Source organism: Corallococcus sp. EGB (assembly GCF_019968905.1).
Taxonomy (GTDB): domain Bacteria; phylum Myxococcota; class Myxococcia; order Myxococcales; family Myxococcaceae; genus Corallococcus.
Map to the genome: position 1 here is coordinate 3755161 of NZ_CP079946.1, position 18652 is coordinate 3773812.

Annotated in this window: 15 protein-coding genes; 9 read left to right on the top strand and 6 right to left on the bottom strand. The window is 70.5% G+C overall.

Translation table 11 applies throughout. From position 1 onward, the window contains the following. Window positions 1-795: a lysophospholipid acyltransferase family protein gene (locus KYK13_RS15860; protein WP_370645371.1), complete on the bottom strand. Its 795-nt coding sequence runs from the start codon at window positions 793-795 to the stop codon at window positions 1-3. Between the two features lie 211 nt (window positions 796-1006). Between KYK13_RS15860 and KYK13_RS15865 the strand changes: the two genes are divergently transcribed. The 3 genes from KYK13_RS15865 (at window position 1007) to KYK13_RS15875 (ending at window position 4596) form a co-directional block, all read left to right on the top strand. Continuing rightward, on the top strand, window positions 1007-1621 hold the full coding sequence (locus tag KYK13_RS15865; protein ID WP_223645266.1) for a deoxynucleoside kinase: 615 nt from the start codon (window positions 1007-1009) through the stop codon (window positions 1619-1621). Then, window positions 1618-2793, top strand: a complete 1176-nt coding sequence (locus tag KYK13_RS15870) for a DUF2314 domain-containing protein (protein ID WP_223645267.1) — start codon at window positions 1618-1620, stop codon at window positions 2791-2793. Before KYK13_RS15865 ends, KYK13_RS15870 begins: the two co-directional genes overlap by 4 nt. Before the next feature lie 66 nt (window positions 2794-2859). Then, window positions 2860-4596 (top strand): FHA domain-containing protein, encoded by a 1737-nt coding sequence (locus tag KYK13_RS15875; protein ID WP_223645268.1) that lies wholly within the window; start codon window positions 2860-2862, stop codon window positions 4594-4596. Between the two features lie 4 nt (window positions 4597-4600). Here the strand turns inward: KYK13_RS15875 and KYK13_RS15880 are convergent, their stop codons facing one another. Next, window positions 4601-5464, bottom strand: a complete 864-nt coding sequence (locus KYK13_RS15880; RefSeq protein ID WP_255654262.1) for a DMT family transporter — start codon at window positions 5462-5464, stop codon at window positions 4601-4603. A 256-nt stretch (window positions 5465-5720) separates the two neighbouring features. On the opposite strand from KYK13_RS15880, the gene KYK13_RS15885 reads away from it, so the two are divergent. Then, a complete protein-coding gene (locus tag KYK13_RS15885; protein ID WP_223645270.1) occupies window positions 5721-6638 on the top strand; it encodes a pseudouridine-5'-phosphate glycosidase in 918 nt (305 codons plus the stop codon). A gap of 10 nt (window positions 6639-6648) precedes the next feature. On the opposite strand, the gene KYK13_RS15890 is transcribed toward KYK13_RS15885, so the two are convergent. Further along, window positions 6649-7143: a GAF domain-containing protein gene (locus KYK13_RS15890; protein WP_223645271.1), complete on the bottom strand. Its 495-nt coding sequence runs from the start codon at window positions 7141-7143 to the stop codon at window positions 6649-6651. Window positions 7144-7216: 73 nt separating this feature from the next. Here KYK13_RS15890 and KYK13_RS15895 point away from each other — a divergent pair, with 73 nt between their 5' ends. Continuing rightward, entirely contained in the window at window positions 7217-7948 is a 732-nt protein-coding gene (locus KYK13_RS15895) for an NAD-dependent deacylase (RefSeq protein ID WP_223645272.1), read from the top strand. Window positions 7949-7959: 11 nt separating this feature from the next. On the opposite strand, the gene KYK13_RS15900 is transcribed toward KYK13_RS15895, so the two are convergent. After that, complete coding sequence (locus KYK13_RS15900) at window positions 7960-9207, bottom strand: two-component regulator propeller domain-containing protein (RefSeq protein ID WP_223645273.1); 1248 nt, start codon at window positions 9205-9207, stop codon at window positions 7960-7962. Between the two features lie 596 nt (window positions 9208-9803). Between KYK13_RS15900 and KYK13_RS15905 the strand changes: the two genes are divergently transcribed. Beyond that, on the top strand, window positions 9804-12869 hold the full coding sequence (locus KYK13_RS15905; RefSeq protein WP_223645274.1) for a poly(A) polymerase: 3066 nt from the start codon (window positions 9804-9806) through the stop codon (window positions 12867-12869). Between the two features lie 23 nt (window positions 12870-12892). Here the strand turns inward: KYK13_RS15905 and KYK13_RS15910 are convergent, their stop codons facing one another. Continuing rightward, a complete protein-coding gene (locus KYK13_RS15910) occupies window positions 12893-14068 on the bottom strand; it encodes a DUF6068 family protein (protein WP_304504111.1) in 1176 nt (391 codons plus the stop codon). Window positions 14069-14447: 379 nt separating this feature from the next. Between KYK13_RS15910 and KYK13_RS15915 the strand changes: the two genes are divergently transcribed. After that, window positions 14448-15218, top strand: a complete 771-nt coding sequence (locus KYK13_RS15915) for a zinc-dependent metalloprotease (RefSeq protein ID WP_223645276.1) — start codon at window positions 14448-14450, stop codon at window positions 15216-15218. 3 nt (window positions 15219-15221) lie between these two features. Next, entirely contained in the window at window positions 15222-16025 is an 804-nt protein-coding gene (locus KYK13_RS15920; RefSeq protein WP_370645372.1) for a serine protease, read from the top strand. Window positions 16026-16227: 202 nt separating this feature from the next. Here KYK13_RS15920 and KYK13_RS15925 read toward each other — a convergent pair whose 3' ends face one another. Further along, entirely contained in the window at window positions 16228-16860 is a 633-nt protein-coding gene (locus KYK13_RS15925) for a TetR/AcrR family transcriptional regulator (protein ID WP_223645278.1), read from the bottom strand. 96 nt (window positions 16861-16956) lie between these two features. On the opposite strand from KYK13_RS15925, the gene KYK13_RS15930 reads away from it, so the two are divergent. Beyond that, on the top strand, window positions 16957-18651 hold the full coding sequence (locus KYK13_RS15930; RefSeq protein ID WP_223645279.1) for an acyclic terpene utilization AtuA family protein: 1695 nt from the start codon (window positions 16957-16959) through the stop codon (window positions 18649-18651). The last annotated feature ends 1 nt before the right edge of the window (window position 18652 follow it).

Below are 18652 nucleotides of genomic sequence, written 5' to 3' on the forward strand. Positions count from 1 at the left end.
TCAGGAGGCCTGGGAAGTGGAGGCAAGCTGCGCGACGCCCTCGCGGTTCGGCGGGGCGACGGCCGTGTCGGGGTCACCGCCCTTGCCGCCCAGCGACAGGCTGTCGGTGATGATCTGCGCGCGCACGGCGCGGGCCAGGCCCTCGCGGTCGTTGTCCGCGAAGCCGGTGGTGTCGATGGGGCGGCCAATCTTCACGCGCACCACGCCCGGCCGGATGTCCCACGAGTTCTTGGGCATGATGTTGTCGGTGCCCTCGATGGTGACGGGGCAGATGGGCACGCGGGCCTTGAGCGCGAGCGCGAAGGGGCCCTTCTTGAACGGCAGCACGCGGCCATCCTGGGAGCGGGTGCCCTCTGGGTACAGGAAGATGCTGGTGCCGGCGCGGATCTTCCGGGCGGCCTTCTCCAGGGACGCGATGGCGGACGAGCGGTCCCCCCGGTCGATGAAGATGTGCCCCGCCAGCCACAGGTACCAGCCGATGAGGGGCACGAAGCGCAGCTGCGACTTGGCGACGAAGCGGAAGTCCACCGGCACGGACACGAAGTGCGCCGGGATGTCGAGCGTGGACAGGTGGTTGCCCACGTAGATGGTGGGCCGCTTCGGGTCCACGTTCTCCTGGCCGATGACCTCCAGCTTCGCGCCGCCAGCCCAGAGCAGCACGGGCGACCAGAACTTCCGGACGAACCACACCGAGCGCGACGGGTTGAGCGTCACCAGCATCGTGAGGCAGGCCAGCGGGAAGCAGACGATGGACCACACCGTGACCACGAGGATGCACCACAGCTTGCGCAGCATGCGTCGCCTTTCCTTCTACCGCAGGGCCTGAGCGCCGGTAGGACCCCGGGGGTGCCGCTCACCCGACGTGCAGGCAGGCGGAGCGGCTTGGGCGCCGGCTCGGGCTCCTGGGCGTGCGGAACGGGGCGGGGGCATGCACTTTATCTACCATGGCTCCTCTCGCCATTGTTTCTGGTGAATGCCGCTCGCCGGGGTTACAAGCAAGGGTGGCGTGGCCAGGAAAAAGTTCATCGCCATCGCGGGCAACATCGGGGCCGGAAAGACGGAGCTCACGTCCTTCCTGTGCCGGAAGTACGGCCTCACGCCGTCCTTCGAGCCCAATGACCAGAACCCCTACCTCGCGGACTTCTACAAGGACATGAAGACGTGGGCGTTCCGCTCGCAGCTCTTCTTCCTGACGCACAAGTTCCGCCTGCACCGGGAGCTGGAGCGTACGCCCGGCACCGTGCTCCAGGACCGGACGCTCTACGAGGACGCGGAAATCTTCGCCAAGAACCTCCACCGGCAGCGGCTCATCGACAAGCGCGACTGGGGAACGTACTGGGAGCTGTACCAGACCATCTCCCAGGCGCTCCGGCCGCCGGACCTGATGATCTACCTGCGCTGCCCGGTGGCCACGCTGAAGGAGCGCATCCGGCTGCGCGGGCGGGCCATGGAGAAGGACATCCCGACCCCCTACCTGAAGCGCCTCAACGCCCTCTACGAGGAATGGTTCGAGGGCTACTCGCTGTCGCCGGTGCTGGTGCTGGGGACGGACAAGCTGGACTACCTCACCAACCTGGTGGACCGCGTGGACCTCTTCCGACAGATCGAGAAGCACCTGTGAAGGAGGTCTACGTCCTGGCCACCGAGCACCCCGCGCCGCCGGCCCTGGACGCGCTGCGCGCGGCGTTCGCGACGGACGAGGTGGAGTTCGTCCCGCACGAGGGCGACTGGGGCTTCACCGTGCGGGCGGACGGTTCGGAGGTGAAGGTGGTGCTCAAGCCCCTGAGCGACGGCCGTCCGCGCGTCACCCAGGAGCTGTTCAGCGGCAGCCCGGATGCCTTCGCGCGCGTGGAGCGTTCCCAGGCCTGCTACGCGTTCCTCCTGGAGCCGGGCGGTCCGCAGCCCACGCTGCCCGTCTTCGAGGCGCTGTGGACCGTGCGCACGCTCATGGAGCAGGTGCAGGGCGTGCTCGTGGACCTGACGGCGTTCAAGCTGCACGAGCCCGAGGACGTGGTCGAGATCACGGAGCTGGACTTCGACATCCGCGACCACGTGCACCTGCACGCCTTGGAGCTGGCGGAGGGGGACACGCCGCTGTGGGTGCACTCGCACGGGATGGAGAAGTTCGGCGCGCGGGACGTGGAGATCTTCCACCTGGGGGAGAACGACCTGCTGGCCGCGGAGAGCTTCCTCCACGAGCTGTGCACGGACCTGGCGTTCGCGCAGGGGCCGGCGCTGCGCTCGGAGGTGGCCACCAGCGAGGGCCAGAGCTTCACCCTGGTGCCGTCGGAGGAGGCCCGCGCGAACCTGCTGGGCGTGCCGCTGGACGCCTTCGAGGGCCACGAGGGGCTGTTCCTCACGGTGGTGTCGCCGCTGGGCCGGCACAACACGGCGGAGCTCCTGGCGACGTACCGGGAGCGCTTCGCCAAGGAGCCGGCCGAGCAGACCCAGGCCATGCATGAAGAGGCGCAGGCGCTGTTGCCCGCGTTCTTGGCGCGCTTCCAGCGCAAGGGGTTGATGGAGCCCCTCACGTTCCTGGTGCGGGCTCCCTTCGAGACGCACCCGGAGGGTGAGGTGGTGGTGGAGAACCTCTGGCTGGAGGCGGTGACCCGGGACGAGGGCTCCGTCGTGGGCCGGCTGGTGGATGGCGCGGTGCACACCACGGAGTGGCGCAAGGGGGCCCACGTGGAGGTGGAGGAGAAGCAGATCAACGCCCTGGCCATCGCCCGGGAGGGCCGCGCGCTCAACGAGTCCGAGCTGAGGGCTCTTTTGAACGCCGAACGCCCGATGTAGCGCCGCGCGTCCAACCCGACGCGTCTTGCGGGCGCCCCTCGGGGCACTGGTAGGCTCCCCGTCCGCATGCCGGCATTGCTGCTGCTCACGGGCCCCTCGGCGGGGCGCCGGTACGAGGTCGTCTCCCAGCTGACCCTCGGCCGCAGCCCCTCCTGCGACATCCCGCTGGAAGACGACCAGGTCTCGCGCCGCCACGCGCAGCTGTTCCTGGACACGGTCGCGGGACAGGTGCGGCTGCGCGACCTGGGCTCCACCAACGGCACGCTGCTCAACGGGCAGCGGTTGGCGCTCCAGGAGGAGGCGGTGCTGCGCCCGGGCGACCGGATGCGCGTGGGCGCCACCATCGCGGTGTACGAGCCGCCGCCGGTGTCCATCGTGGACGAGCCTTCCGGGGTCGTCGCCCCGGGGCCGGAGCACGTGCCCATCGAGGAGGTGCTGCCGCACGTGGGCGCGGCCGCGGCGATGTACTCGGCGGGGACGGCGCTGTTGGGGGCCACCAGCGAGGCCATGGTGCTGCGGCGGCTGTCCGAGGAGACGGCGCACGCGCTCAACGCGGACCGGGCCGCGGCGCTCCTGAGCGGGCCGGAGGGGCTGCGCACGGCCGCGGTGTCCGGCGCGGCGTCCGTGGAGGTGCCTCGCGCGCTGGTGCAGGCGGCGCTGGAGCGCAAGGAGTTGGGGCGGACGGATACGGCGCTGTGCTCGCCGCTGGTGGCTTCGGGCGGGATGCCCTTTGGCGTGCTCTACGTGGAGCGCGAGGAGTCGCCGTTCACCGAGGGCGAGGGGCAGTTGCTCGCGTCGCTGGGGCGGCTGGGCGGCGAGGCCTATACGGCGGTGCGCTCGCGCGGTGAGGCGGAGGCCGCGGAGACGCCGTGGGTGACGCCGCTGGGGACGTCGCGGGTGTTCCGGGGCGTGTTGGAGGAAGCGCGGCGGGCGGCGGGCAGCGCCGCCCCGGTGGTGCTGTATGGCGAACCCGGTACGGGCAAGGCGTTGCTGGCGCACTTCCTCCACGGCAAGTCACCGCGCGCGCTGGGGCCGTGGGTGACGGTGGAGTGCCGGCAGCCGCTGGAGGCCGTGGAGGTGGCGCTCTTCGGCCGCGCGGGCTCGCCCGGCCAGCCACCGGTGACGTCCGCGGTGCTGCGAGCGGACGCGGGCACGCTGCTGTTGCGCCACGTGGAGGCGCTTCCCCGGCAGGCGGCGGAGCGGCTGGCGCGGATGCTGGCCCGGCGCGCGGCTCCGGCCCGGCAGGGGGGAGAGGAGCCCGTGGACGTGCGCATCGTCGCCACCAGCGCGTCGCCGGTGTCGCGGCTCGCGTCGCGGGGCGAGTTCGACGCGGCGCTGGCCCGGGGGCTCACGGGGTTCGAGATGGAAGTGCCTCCCCTGCGGGAGCGGCGGGCCGACGTACCGGTGCTGCTGGAGCACTTCGTCCTGCGCGGTGCCCGGCAGGGCGGGCGGGAGGCGCCGGTGCTGGGACCGGAGGCCCGGCGCCTGTTGGCGGAGTACCCGTGGCCGCAGAACGTGCGCGAACTGGAGTTGGTCGCGGAGCGGCTGGGGCGCGTGTACGCGGCGGGCCACGTGGGCATTCCGCAGCTGCCGCCCGAGGTGCGCGAGGGCGTGGTGGGGCACGCGCCGCGCACGTTGCAGGAGCAGGTGGCCCGCCTGGAGCGCGACGCCATCGCGGAGGCCCTTCGCGAGTCCGGCTGGAAGAAGGTCCGCGCGGCGGAGCTGCTGGGCATCAGCCGGCCCACGCTCGACCGGAAGATGGAGGAGTACGGGCTGACGCTGGAGCGGGGGACCCGCGGTTGAGCGCTCAGGCCTTGGTGATGGCGCCGTCCTTGCGGCGGCTGAGCAACACCCCCGTGAGGATGAGCGCCGCGCCGAGCATCTGGAGCAGGGTGGGGCGCTCGCCGCGGACGGCCCAGGCGGTGAGGGCGGCGACCACGGGGATGCCGGTGCCGTAGAGCGTCGTGCGGTTGGTGCCCACCTGCTGCACGCTGCGGAACCACACGAAGTACGCGAGCACCAGCGGCACCAGCGCCGAATACACGAGCGCCACCCAGCCCGCGGCGCTCACGCGCGACGTGTCCATCTCGATGACCTGGGAGGCGCCGGCCAGCACGACGCCCGGGGCTCCCGTGAGCATGGTGATGGCGGTGACGCGCAGCGCGGACACGCCGTCGCCCACGGCGCGCGTGCCCACCGTGTAGATGGACCAGCACAGCGAGCTGCCGACAATCAGCGCGTCGCCCATCCACGTCGCCGCGCCCAGGTTGGGGCCTCGGGCTCCGACGACGAGCAGCGTGCCCACCACCGCGAGGGAGAGCCCCGCGACGACGGGCCGCCGCAGCCGTTCGATGCCCAGCGCCGCGCCCAGCGCCGCCGTCACCACCGGGCTCACCGCCGTGAGCATGCCGCTGTTGGCCGCCGTGGTCCTCGACAGCCCCTCGATGAAGCACAGCTGGTACAGCGTGTTGCCCACGAACCCCAGCGCGGTCAGCCGCAGGAGCGTCTTCCACGGCATCGGCTTGTGGCCCTCCACCGCGAGCAGCACGAGCCCCATCGCGAGCGCCGCGAGCCCGAAGCGCAGCGACATGAAGGCCCGCGCCGGCATGCCCTCCAGCGCGTCCTTCACGAGGGTGTAGTTCGTCCCCCAGACGACCACGACGGCGATCATCGCCAGGTCCGAGGTGGAGAGGAGACGGGCAGGCGCTGCGACCGCGGGCGACGAGGTGCTCACGGCGGCGGGGCATAGGGCGGCGCGGTTCCGGATGCAACCCACGGAGCCGCAACGAACAGGCGCCTTCCATGCCACACGGCCCGGTCACCGACACGCACGCGCGGTGCTCTCCCACCCGCAGTCGACGGCGCGCCGACGTTTCCCCGCGCCCGTGCTTGTCCGGCCGCCCGGGCCATGGCGTAAATGCCCGCCCATGGACTTCCGCTATTCGGACGAGGTGCGGCGCGCGAAGGACTCCGGGCAGCCGCTGGTGGCGCTGGAGACGAGCGTCGTCGCGCAGGGCCTGCCGTATCCCGACAACCTGGCCGCGGCTCGCGCGTGCGAGGAGGCCATCCGCCGCGCTGGCGCCGTGCCCGCGCCCATCGCGCTGGTGGACGGCGAGGTGTGGATCGGCCTGGAGGACGCCGCGCTGCGCCGGCTGGCCGAGGGCAAGGAGAAGCTCCTCAAGGTGGGCTCGCGCGACCTAGCCGTGGCGGTGGCCACCCGCGCCAGCGGCGGCACCACGGTGAGCGCCACGTGCGAGCTGGCCGCGGCGGCCGGCATCCGCGTCTTCTCCACCGGCGGCATCGGCGGCGTGCACCGCGGGGCTTCCGAGCACTGGGACATCTCGCAGGACATCGCGGCGCTGTCGCGCTACCCCGTCGCCGTGGTGTGCGCGGGCGCCAAGTCCGTGTTGGACCTGCCCAAGACGATGGAGCTCCTGGAGACCGCGGGCGTGCCCGTCATCGGCGTGGGCACGAACGAGCTGCCGTCCTTCTACAGCCGCGAGTCCGGCCTCTCTCTGGAGCATCGCGCGGACGACGCGGAGACCGCCGCGCGCATCGCCCACGCGCGCTTCGAGACGCTGGGGCAGGGCGGGGTGCTCTACACCGTGCCGCCGCCGGCGGAGGCCGCGCTGCCCCGCAACGACGTGGAGCTGCACATCGCGTCCGCGCTGGCGGACGCGGAGCGGCAGGGCGTGCGCGGCAAGGCCGTGACGCCGTTCCTCCTGGGCGAGATGGCCCGGCGCACCGGCGGCAAGAGCCTCAAGACGAACCTGGCGCTCCTGGAGAACAACGCGCGCTTCGCGGGGGCGCTGGCCGTGGCCTACGCCCGCCTCGCGAAGCGCTGAAGCGGCGGTCTCAGGCCGCGCGGCGCTGGAACCAGGACATCAGGTCCTCCAGCGCCGCGCGGTCCACTTCGTCGAAGGTGTTCTTGTGCTCGGAGTCGATGTCGAGCACCGCGAGGAGCTCGCGGTTGCGCCCGTACACCGGCACGACGATCTCCGACGCGGAGCGCCCGTCGCAGGTGATGTGGCCCGGGAACGCGTGCACGTCCGGCACCACCACCGTCTCGCCCCTGGCTGCGGACGTGCCGCACACGCCCTTGCCGAAGGCGATCTCCAGGCACCCGAGCGTCCCCTGGTAGGGGCCCACGCGCAGCAGCTTCCCGGGCGTCACCACCCGGTAGAAGCCCGTCCACAGGTGGCCGAAGGCGTTGTGCAGCAGGCAGCTCATCGTCGCCATCGCGCAGATGTCATCATCCACGCCCTCGAGGATGGCGAGCGCGTGCGCCTTCAGCTCGGCGTATGCCTCGGTCTTGGGCTGACCGCGCAGATCCAGGGTGACTTCGGCCATGATGGAGTCCTCTGTCAGGAGTTCAGTCCCGCCCCTTCTAACAACCCTCGTGCCGGCTGGCACTGGAGGTCGTGTGGAACCGCTCGTCCTGGATTCGAAAACCCGCCTGCTCGTGCTCACCGGTGCCGGAGTCTCCGCGGAGAGCGGAGTGCCCACGTTCCGGGGGATGAACGGCCTGTGGGAGAACCACCCCGTGGAGGCCGTGGCGTCGCCGCAGGGCTTCGAGGCGAACCCCGCGCTCGTCTGGCGCTTCTACTCGCAGCGTCGCTCGGGGGCGGCGGACGTGAAGCCCAACCCGGGCCACGACGCGCTGGTCCGCTGGGAGGAGCACCTGGGCGACCGCTTCCTGTTGGCCACGCAGAACGTGGACGGCCTGCACACGAAGGCAGGCAGCCAGCGCGTGGTGGACATGCACGGCAACCTCTTCCGCACGAAGTGCGCGGACTGCCGGCGTGAGCCCTTCGCCGACACCACGGTGCACGCGTCGGGCACGGTGCCCCGGTGCGACAGCTGCGGAGGCCGGCTGCGGCCGGACATCGTCTGGTTCGGGGAGATGCTGGACCCGGACCACCTGGCGCGCATTGGCGAGTTCATCACGCGCAAGGACGGCACGCGGCTGGTGTTCCTGGCCGCGGGCACGTCTGGCGCGGTGTGGCCGGCGGCGGGCATCGTGGACGAGGTGCGCTCCGTGCGCGGGGACACGTGGCTCGTGAACTACGAGTCCGCCGCGAACACGGAGCGCTTCCACCACTTCGTCCAGGGCATGAGCGGGCAGGTGCTGCCCACCCTGGCGAAGCTCGCCTGAGGCCCGGGGGCTTACGGTCCGCGGAGGACCGTGAGCCCCTGGTTGGTGAGGACGAGCAGCATGCTCGGCGTCACGGTGGGCTCGTAGACCATCTGCAGCACGCGCTGCCCGGAGACCTCGCGGACCGGGGCCAGCGTGGTGCCGTCCGCCTCCAGCCGCCAGAGGCCCGCGCCGTCGGTGCCGATGTAGAGCGCGCCGTCATCCGTCGCCTTGAGTGACAGGATGCGGTTGGACGGCAGGCCCGCGAGCTTCGACCAGTCGCCCGTGGAGCGGCTCTTCGGCGTCAGCGCCCAGACGCCGTACTGCTCGCTGCCCAGGTAGTAGCGGCCCGAGCGGACCTGTTCGAAGGCGCGCCAGTAGTCGTCGGTGGCCTGGCCGTTGAGCACCTGGTTGTAGCTCTTGAAGGTCCAGGGCGTGGGGCCATCCCAGGTCTGCTCGCGGTCCCACTCCTCCAGATTGGGGCTGGGGACGAGCACGCCGACCATCTGCTCATTGGCGACGAGGACGTCGCCGTTCAGCCCGATGCCCAGGCCGTACATGTATGGGCACTGGAGCGAGCCCCACTCCGAGCCGTCTTCGAAGAGGTACCAGCCCGGGTGGCGGTGGCTGTTGTAGGTGAGCCCCTGGATGCGCGTCGCGCCGTGGTTGGTGGTGATGTAGAGGTCGCCGCGGTCGCGGCCGCGCGTCACGCGGGCGCAGTTGAGGACGGTGCGGTCCTCCTCGTAGTGGAAGTCATTGGTGTTGTGGATGCCCGCCTGGCGGCCCGCGTTCGCCGCGCCGGTGGTGCGCCAGAGGTGCTCCTCGAGTTTGACGCTGCCGTCGGGCTGGAGGCGGACCGCGTCGAGGTCGCCCTTGCGGTACTCGGCGAAGCGCTCGGCGGAGTAGCCTGCCTCGCCCTTCCAGGGGATGTACGTGCGTTGGTCGATGCCCTCCGAGCGCTTCATCTCGTCGGCGGCGTAGCCCACGTAGGCGCGTCCGGCCTCGCCGCCGCAGATGACGGTGGAGCCGGTCGCGAGCGAATCGCGGCTGAACGGTTCGGCCGCCTGCCCGACGTTGGCGGTCCACGTGGGCTGGGTGTCGCCCGGGCGCAGCACGCCGATGCGGCGGCCGTCGAGGAGCCAGAGGTTGAGCCCTTCATCGAGCCCGACGCTCTGGGGTTTGTCGACACCGAAGGTGCGCGTGTAGTCGAGCACCGCGGCCGTGGGCCAGGGCCCCGCGTCGGGTGTTTCGCCGGTGCCTGCATCGGGCGCTGGCGTCATCCCTGAGTCCGGGGTTCCGCCCGCATCGGGTGTCCCTCCATCTTCGCCCGGAGGGACCGTGCCGGCGTCTGGAACGGAACCCGGTGGGGGGAGCGAGGGAACTTCGTTTCCATCGGACGGATCCGTGATGGAGCCGTCCTGCGGATCAACTGTCGAGGAGTCGTCGCTGCAACCCGCCGACAACAAAGCCATGACCACCAGCCCCGTCCCCAACACGCCTGCTCGAATACCCATTCCGTGTCTTCCTCCACGGAGACTTCATGGCAAGACCCGGGCCAGCGGGGTTCGTACTCTCGGGCTTGATGAGAGGCTCCTGCGCGCTCGCGCGCTCGCGCCCAGGTGGCACGCGGGTCCATTCGTTGACTGCTTTTGCGCCGGAACTGTCGGCGGGCGCGTGTCCCATGGGGGCAATACCGTTCTTGAGCAGGCACGCCCGGCCCCAGGCATCGCGAAGGACCGCCAGATGAAACGCGTGGGTCGCCGAGCCACCGGGCGCTGGTGTGTGTGTCAGACGGGCCCGAGCCTTCGCGTCAACGCGGCTCGTGCGCGGCCGGTGTCTGGCGTGCGTTTGAGTACCCTTCGCCCCGAGCCCCGCCGTGTCTCACGAACGCTTCACGACCAGCCGCGAGGTGTACCACCGCATCCGGTGGGACTCGCGGCTCGATGCCCGCGAGTTCGTCATCGGTTACGACGCGCACCGCGGCGCGATGCAGGAGATGCCCCTCGAGGCGTTTGTCCCCGACGGCGAGATCCCGTGGCACCGCGTCTGGTACTTCAAGCGCGGGACCCTGGTGGTGTGGGACCGCAAGGAACGCATCGACCTCCTCGGCAATGCCGGGCCCGCGGAGGAGCCCGCGCAACCTCCGCCTGTCGCGGTGCCGGGCTTCACACCCTTGCCCGCATGGAAATACGACGGGCGCTCGGGTGCGTGGGCCCAGGCCTCATCTGCGCCGGGCCCCTCGCTCCCCGCGGCGGCCACGCTGACAGTCGTCACCTTCAACGTCCTCTTCGACCTGTACGACGCGGAGTTGCTGGCGACCGAGCGCAGGACCCCGGCGGCGCTCGCGCTGCTCCGTGAGACGGACGCGGACGTCATCGCGCTCCAGGAGGTCACTCCAGCGTTCCTCCGGGCCCTGCTCGCCGAACCCTGGGTTCGCGAGCGCTACTGGCTGACGGACGGTCCCAGCGCGCAGACCGTGACTCCCTATGGTCAGGTGCTCCTGTCGCGCGTGCCGCTCGCATCCGTGTGGCAGCGCGCCTTCTCGCGGGACAAGCGGTTCATCACCGCGGAGCTTCGCCTCTCGGGCGGCACGGCATGGGTGGCCACGCCTCACCTGACGAGCAACCGGGACGCGTCTGGAGCCTCGGCGCGTGCGGTGCAGGTCGATGCGCTTCTTGAATGGGCCCGGACACTCGGTTCCACGAATGAGCTTGATGCTCCGGACCTGGTGGTGGCCGGTGACTTCAACTTCGGTGATGGTGCGCCGGAAGCGGAGTCCTTCGCGCGCGCGGGCTTCGTGGATGTCTGGTCCTCCCTGCGGCCTTCGGAAGCAGGGGAGACATTCAACCCCCAGTTGAACGCCCTGGCGGCGCTCACCACCGTTTCGGGACGGCTCGCGCGGTTGGACCGGGTGCTGGTGGCATCTCCCACAGGGCGCTTCGCTCCAGAGTCCGTGGGCCTCTTCGCGGAAGCCCCGCTCGCGGGATCGCCCGCGCCCTCGGGGAAGCCCCTCTTCGTCTCGGACCATTTCGGGCTGCGCTGTGTCCTGCGCCGGGAATCGGTTTCATCCGCTGCGGACGGCGCCGCGCGGACCTCCACGACGCTCGTCCATCACACGGCCCTGGTGCTGATTCCGCCGGAGGAAGTCTGGGGGCCCATCCAGGCGCTGCGCAAGAAGCACGACGCGAAGTTCCAGCGGTGGATGCCCCACATCACGCTGCTGTATCCCTTCGTTCCGGAAGAGGACTTCGAGACGGCAGAGGCCATCCTCGTGGATGCCCTCCAGGGCGTCGCACCCTTCGAGGTGACGCTCTCCGCGTTCGGCCACTTCGAGCACCGCGCCAACGCGACCGCGTGGCTCCGTCCCGATGCTCAGCCCTCCGGTGCGCTGGCGGCCTTGCACGCGAAGCTCGTGGCGGCCTTGCCCGAATGCGCCACCTCCGCTCATGGTGGCTTCACGCCCCACCTCTCCGTCGGGCAGCTCCCGCTCTCCACGGACATCCCCCGCACGCTCGCCGAGTGGCAGCGCTCCTGGCGGTCGCTGAAGTTCCACGTGGGCGAGCTGTGCCTCATCCGGAGGAAGGGCGATACACCCTTCGAGATCATCCGGCGCATCCCCCTGGCACAGCCATCACGGACAGCGCCGGAGCACGAGGACACGGCACTGCACGAAGTGCTGACGTCCATTGGCGCCACCGGGTCACCCGAGGGGCACGCCGCCCGGACCGCGGCGGTGGAGCAACTGCGCGCACACTGCGAACGGATCGGCGCCACGCTGCATCCGTATGGCTCGTATCTCCTGGGCACGGACGGCGCGGGCAGCGACGTGGACGCTGTCGCCATCGGACCGGCGAACCTGCCCCGTGACGACTTCGCGCGGGCGCTCCTCCAGGAACTGGAACCGGGCACGGCCCGCTACGTGGCGGACGCCTCCATCCCGCTGGTGAAGTTGTCCCTCGGGGGCGTGAGCTTCGACCTGGCCTACGCGAGCCGTCCCGAGGGCGTGCCTCCGGAAGAACCCCTGATGCGGATCGAGCAGCATGGTTCGGAGCTCGACCCCGCGGGCCTCCGCGCCGTGCTGGGGTGGGCCGACACGTCGAGCTTGATGGATGCCATTGCTCGCGACAGCGGACGGACCGAACGGTTCCGGACCCTGCTGCGCGCTGTGAAGGCCTGGGCCCGAGCCCGAGGCATCTACTCCCATGCGTTGGGTTATCTCGGTGGGTTGTCGTGGACGCTGCTCGCGGCTTGGACCTGCACCCGCGCGACCCCGGAGGCCATGCGGTCCGACGTGGCACTGCTCGCGCACTTCTTCGGAACCTTTGCTTCCTGGCCGTGGCCCCAGCCGGTGACGCTCACGGCCGAGACGGCGCGCTACCGGCCCGAAGGCAAGCGCGACCTCCTGCCCGTCATTGCTCCCGCGCTCCCGGCTCGAAACACCGCGCGCAATGTGTCGCGGTCCACGTTCCGCGTCCTCCGGGACGAACTGCTTCGCGCCCGCGAGCTCGTGGCTCACGCGTGTGCTGCGGGCACCGCCTCCACATGGTCCGCGCTCTTCCTGCCCCTCGCCGCCAACGAGCTCCCCCCGGTGGCGTTGCGCCTGTCCGCCGAGGCTTCCTCCGCCGAGGACCGGGAAGTCGTCGCGGGGTGGATCCTCGGGCACGTCACGGCCCTGGTGTATCGGCTGGAAGGAGACCGGCGTCTCTTCGTGCGTCCGCTCCATCCGCCACAGGCCGGAGGACCGCTGCTCATCGGGTTGGAGGTGCGCGAAGCACGGGACGCCGCGGCGTTGTCATGGCATCCCTCGAGTCCGCTGTTCGCGGCCGTGGAGGCGTTCCGCGCGTCCTTCCAGGAGTGGACGCACCGCCCCGCCGGCGCGGTGCTCCAGGTCGAGTGGGTGCGAGGCAATGACAGCGCACGGAGCGCTACGCCCGCTCCGTAGCACCTGTCAGCCAGACACCCTCGTTACTTCGCGCCCTCGAGCCACGAACCCCAGCGCACGATCCGCGTGCCGCCCTCGGACTCGCGCTTGCCGCCCGTCACCACGCGCTCGGTGCTGTTGGCGAGCGGCTGGAAGCGCGCCTCGTAGGGCAGACCCGCGAGCCCTGGCGCCCACGGGTCGGCCGCGTAGGTCTGCGTGAAGACGCGCTCGGTGCCCTCGACGTTCTCCTGGCTCAGCTCGGTGAGCGCGGGCACCTCATGGCCCTCCGCGCTGAACGTGCCCTTCGTGCCAGAGGCCGCCGCGGCGGGCGGCCAGTCTCCCGCGGCCAGCACCTCCCACGGCATCCCCAGCAGCAGCTCCTCCAGGGGCTCCGGCTCCGCCTGGGAGAAGTCAGAGCAGGGGACGGTGTTGGACTCGACAGGGGCCTCGGCGCGCAGGAGGTACCCGCGCTCCGCGGTGAAGCACACGCGCCGCACACCGTGCTCAGGGTCCACGTCCACGTTGCGCTCGTAGTACGCGCCCGGGCCCAGGGGCCGCTCCAGCGCGGGCGCCGGGGCGCTGGCCTCCGCCGCGCCCTCACGGACCTCCAGCAGCGTCAGCTGCACGCCTCCCGGAACGCGGAAGCCGGCCGACTCCGTGGCCGCTTCAATCAGACCGCGCGTGAGATACAGCGGGCCCGGCGTGTTGGCGTACACGCGCGTGCGCAGCGGGCCGTCGAAGGAACGCTGGTCGGCGACGTAACGCACGGCCTCCCAGCTCCGTCCCGCCTTGGACGCAACCTCGGCGGTGGCCTTGCCTCCATACGGCACATCGAGCGGGCGCGTCGTGTCCGAGCGCACCGGGATGAGCAGCTCCCGAGCCAACCGCGCCTGGGCCAGCGGCCCGCCGCGCTCATCGCTGAAGGCCACGCGCACCCACACCCAGGGTTGCTCCACGGCCACCACTTCCAGCGTCAGCTGCCCCTGGAGCGTGCGCGCGGCGCCACCCGCGCGAGGCTCCGGCCCCTGCGTCGCGCTGAAGGCGTAGTGGACCCCATCACCCACGCGTGCGCGCGCCCAGCCTTCAGCGGCCTGGACGGACGCGGTGTCCTGGGCCCGCGTGTCGGAAGGAGTCGGGCCGCTCGACTTCGTGCTCTCGCAGCCGGGGAGGAACGACAGGGCCGCGCCCAACAGCGCGGCGAACGGAAGGGAAGGGCGCATGAACATGACGACGCGATACCCCGGGAACGGATTCACTCCCAGCTCTCACGAGATATGCATGTATTCCATGGATTGTGGGAGTAAATGCGACCCAGGGGTGAGTGACTGATGATTAGACACCCCTGCCCTAAAATCAGTGAGTTCCCGGGTGCCAAATAAAAACCTTGTCACAACAGGGACTTGTGACTCTGCCCGTTACGACCCGTTACGCTCGGATTCTTGGAAGCTGGAGTGTGAGCACTCCAGGCAATTCAACAAAAGCGGGTTATTCCCTCTGAGGGCCGACTGGCCCGGCAGTTGCTCAGTGGGTGGGCAAGCTGACCGCGGCTGACGGCAAGTCAGGCGGCAGCGGATCTCCCCCGAACCCGAGGAACGACTCATGTTCAAGAAGGCGGCAGTCCTCGTCGTGAGCTGTGGTGCGCTGCTGGCTGGCTGCGGTAACGACGTGGAGAGCGAGAACCAGGAAATCGTTTCGAACCTGATCGAGGCCGGCTTCCCCGCGGACGACATCATGGTCGCGGACGGTCGGGTGTACGTGGGCCGTGACGCGCACGTGACGCTGGAGGCCTCGCGCGAGATGCTCCAGACCGGCAAGGAGACCCAGGAGCAGTACCGCACGACGAACCTGGTCTCCACGTCCGTGACGAAGATCTGCATCAACCCGACGTCCACGTTCAACAGCTACAGCCGTCTGAGCCAGGGCCTGGACCTGGCCATCCAGAACTACAACCAGCTCGGTCTGACCTTCACGCTGGCGCGTGGCCCCACCACGGGCTGCAGCGCCAACATCACCGCGCAGACCTCCGGTGACACGGGCGGCTCCTCGGGCTTCCCGTCGGGCGGCAAGCCCTACGGCACCATCAACATCGGCACCCCGCTGCAGAGCTACAGCGTGGACGTGAACGAGCACGTCATCACGCACGAGATCGGCCACACCATCGGCTTCCGCCACTCGGACTACTACAACCGCTCCATCAGCTGCGGCGGCTCCGCCACCAACGAGGGCACGGCGGGCGTGGGTGCCATCCTCATCAGCGGCACGCCGAGCACCGCGACGGTGGGCGGCTCCATCATGAACTCCTGCTTCCGCTCGACGGAGACGGGCGAGTGGACCAGCTCCGACATCACGGCGCTGAACGCCATCTACTAAGTCATGCCGTCGCGACCCCTTGAGTCCTTCATGAGTCCGAGGGGTCGCCTCCTCGCGGGCGCCTTCATCCTCCTGGGCCTTGCGGCCTGTGGAAAGGGGGAGGTGCCCGCGGAGGATTCTCATCCGGCGATTTGTGAGGATGCCGCGGCGTCGCGCGTGCGCCCGCCACCGGAGGTGCGCGGCCTGACGCAGTGTGGCCCCACCGCTGACTTCACTCCCATCAACAGCTACCAGGGCGAGTTCGCGGACGTCGCGCAGACGGTCGAGGACGCGGTCGTCCTGATTGACGGGCGCTGCACCGGCACGCTGATTGAGGCGAGCGCAGGCCCCGTGGTGATCACGGCGGGCCACTGCGTCGGGCTCGGTGACCGGCCGCTCGTCGTCTTCAACTTCGAAGAGAACGCGGACGGCGACCCGCTCATCACCGAGGGCACGGTCATCGAGCAGTCGCTCGAACCCGACTACGCGCTCCTTCAGCTGGACGTGCTGCCCCAGGTGACGCCGGTCCTGCTGACCACCGCGCCCACCGACCGGCTGGCCATCATCCAGCACCCGCGTGGAAAGCCCAAGGTCATCGCCGAAGGCAAGTACCTGGATGCATGCAACTCGCAGTTCTATTACGCGGACCTGGACACCCTGGTGGGGAGCTCCGGCGCGGGCGTGCTCAACCGGCAGGGACACCTGCTGGGCGTCCACACGGACGGCGACTGCGACGAGAAGGGCCACGGCGCCAACCGGGGTTGGACGACGGAAGCCATTGTCGCGGCGTCTCCGTACCTGGTGGACGCGGACATCGTCGCGCGCTGAAGCCGTACCCGAGGGAAGACGACCATGTGCAAGAGAGCGGCGGTGGTCGCCGTGGGCTGGGGTGCCTTGCTGTCCGGCTGCGGGACCGACCTGGAGGCGGGCGTGCGGGCCCTCCTCATCCCCGGCAGCCCTCCATGGCCTCCGTGAACGGCTCCATCTTCAATGCCTGTCTCCCGCCGAAGCCGACCGCTGCTGAGGGCTCTCAGTCCGCCGACGCCGCGCGCTTCGGCGTGAGCTGGGCTTCGAGCGTCCGCGCCCAGTGTGCCAGGACCTTGCGGCGTCGCGCCGTGTCGTCATGGAGCAGGTTCGCCAGCGCCAGGCCGCGCAGCAGGTCCAGCGTCGCGCGCACGGCGTCGCGGACATCCCGGTCGCGCTCATCGAGCCCCAACAGCCCGACGGTGAGCCGGTGCACCTCCCGGCCCACGTGTGTCTCCAGCGGCATCAGCATGGCCTTCAACTCCTCATCGGCCACGGCCGCGACCCAGAGGTGCGTCGCCGCGGTGAAGAGCGGGCCGGCGTAGACGTCGTGGAGCAGGTTCAACAGCGGCTCGACGCGTCGCCGGCTCTCCGGCAACCCGTTCGCGCGCCGCACCAGCTCTTCAATCTGCTGGTTGAAGACGTGCTCCACCGCGGCCGCCACCAGGGCCGCGCGCGTCGGGAAGTGGTGCTGGCAGGCGCCGCGTGACACGCCCGCTCGCTCGGCGATGGCGCCCATGGTGGCCCCCGCCCAGCCCTTCTCCACGAGCACCTCGATGGCGGCCGTCATCAGCTTCTGCCGCGTCACCCGGCTGCGCTCCTGCTCCTGCCGTGTCGTTCCGCCCGCCGTGCCGCTCATGGAGCCACACTGGAGCGACGGGAAGAAAAAAGCAATCGTGATTGCTTTCTTTGAGGGTGGGGTACAGACTCGCCGCTCCCTGGCTGAGGAGGTGCGATGGACGGGCGTTCGCTGCGCATCGGCAATGCATCCGGCTTCTACGGCGACCGCTTCTCCGCGTTCCGGGAGATGCTGGAGGGCGGTCCGCTGGATGTCCTCACCGGCGACTACCTGGCGGAGCTGACCATGCTCATCCTGGGGCGTGACCGGCTGAAGAACCCGTCGGGCGGCTATGCGCGGACGTTCCTGCGCCAACTGGAGGAGACGCTCGGCCTCGCGCTGGAGCGCAAGGTCCGCATCGTCGCGAACGCCGGAGGCCTCAACCCGGAGGGGCTCGCGAACGACCTGCGCGCGCTGGCCACGAAGCTCGGGCTGCGCGTGAACGTCGCGCACGTCGAGGGTGATGACCTGGTCGCCCGCGCGGACGAGCTCGGCTTCGGCGAGCCGCTCACGGCGAACGCGTACCTCGGGGGTTGGGGCATCGCGGCGTGCCTCGACGCGGGGGCGGACATCGTCGTCACCGGACGCGTGACGGACGCGTCGCTCGTCGTCGGTCCCGCGGCCTCCCACTTCGGCTGGAAGCGCGACGACTGGGACCGCCTCGCGGGCGCCATGGCCGCGGGTCATGTCCTCGAGTGCGGTGCCCAGGCGACCGGTGGCAACTTCGCGCGCTTCAGCGAAATCAACCTGCGCCGGCCCGGCTTCCCACTCGCGGAGGTCTTCGCGGACGGCTCCAGCATCATCACCAAGCATCCGGGCACCGGGGGCGCCGTCACCGTCGACACGGTGAAGGCCCAGCTCGTCTATGAGATTGGTGGCGCCCGGTATGCCGGCCCCGACGCGACGGCGCGCTTCGACACCATCGTGGTCGAGGACGCGGGCCCCGACCGGGTGCGCCTGTCAGGCGTGCGCGGTGAGCCGCCACCTCCGGACGTGAAGGTGTGCCTGAACCGGCTCGGCGGCTTCCGCAACGAAGCCCACTTCATGCTCGTCGGCCTGGACATCGAGCAGAAGGCCGCGCTCGTCCGGGCGCAGCTCGATGCGACGCTCAAGCCCCGGCCGGCCGAGGTCCTCTACACGCTCTCGCGCACCGACCACGAGGACGCTCCGAGCGAGGAGCAGGCCACGGCGACGCTGCGGGTCTCCGTGAAGGATGCCGACGCGAAGGCCGTTGGCCGTCCCTTCAGCGGCGCCGTGGTGGAGCTGGCCCTGTCCAGCTACCCCGGCTTCTTCCTGCCGTCGCTGCCCGGTGACGGCTCGCCCTATGGCGTCTACACCCCAGCGTACGTGGACGCGCGGAAGGTGCCGCATGTCGCGGTGCTCTGGGACGGACGGCGCATCAACGTGGCTCCCACGGAGCAGACGCAGGCGTTGGAGGCGCTCTCCGCGCCATCACTGCCCGCGCCGCTTCCGGCCGGGCCCACCCGGCGCGTGCCGCTCGGTCAGGTGGCCCTGGCTCGCAGCGGCGACAAGGGCGGGGACGCGAACATCGGCGTCTGGGTTCGCACCGATGAGGCGTGGCGCTGGCTCGTGCATGCGCTCACGGAGGAGCAGCTGCGCACGCTGCTTCCGGAGACGCGTGAGCTCAAGATCCAGCGGCACGTCCTTCCGAACCTGCGCGCCCTGAACTTCGTCGTCGAGGGATTGCTCGGCGAAGGCGTCTCGTCATCCACCCGCTTCGACCCGCAGGCCAAGGCGCTCGGCGAGTGGCTGCGCTCGCGCCACGTCGACGTCCCGGCATCCCTTCTCTAGC

Bases quoted from the DNA above. Each gene is read 5' to 3' on its own strand.
- KYK13_RS15900 (WP_223645273.1), bottom strand. From the start codon at position 9,207: ATGACGCCAGCGCCCGATGCAGGCACCGGCGAAACACCCGACGCGGGG.
- KYK13_RS15860 (WP_370645371.1), bottom strand. From the start codon at position 795: ATGCTGCGCAAGCTGTGGTGCATCCTCGTGGTCACGGTGTGGTCCATC.
- KYK13_RS15915 (WP_223645276.1), top strand. From the start codon at position 14,448: ATGTTCAAGAAGGCGGCAGTCCTCGTCGTGAGCTGTGGTGCGCTGCTG.
- KYK13_RS15920 (WP_370645372.1), top strand. From the start codon at position 15,222: ATGCCGTCGCGACCCCTTGAGTCCTTCATGAGTCCGAGGGGTCGCCTC.
- KYK13_RS15930 (WP_223645279.1), top strand. From the start codon at position 16,957: ATGGACGGGCGTTCGCTGCGCATCGGCAATGCATCCGGCTTCTACGGC.
- KYK13_RS15880 (WP_255654262.1), bottom strand. From the start codon at position 5,464: ATGATCGCCGTCGTGGTCGTCTGGGGGACGAACTACACCCTCGTGAAG.
- KYK13_RS15910 (WP_304504111.1), bottom strand. From the start codon at position 14,068: ATGCGCCCTTCCCTTCCGTTCGCCGCGCTGTTGGGCGCGGCCCTGTCG.
- KYK13_RS15875 (WP_223645268.1), top strand. From the start codon at position 2,860: ATGCCGGCATTGCTGCTGCTCACGGGCCCCTCGGCGGGGCGCCGGTAC.
- KYK13_RS15890 (WP_223645271.1), bottom strand. From the start codon at position 7,143: ATGGCCGAAGTCACCCTGGATCTGCGCGGTCAGCCCAAGACCGAGGCA.
- KYK13_RS15885 (WP_223645270.1), top strand. From the start codon at position 5,721: ATGGACTTCCGCTATTCGGACGAGGTGCGGCGCGCGAAGGACTCCGGG.
- KYK13_RS15925 (WP_223645278.1), bottom strand. From the start codon at position 16,860: ATGAGCGGCACGGCGGGCGGAACGACACGGCAGGAGCAGGAGCGCAGC.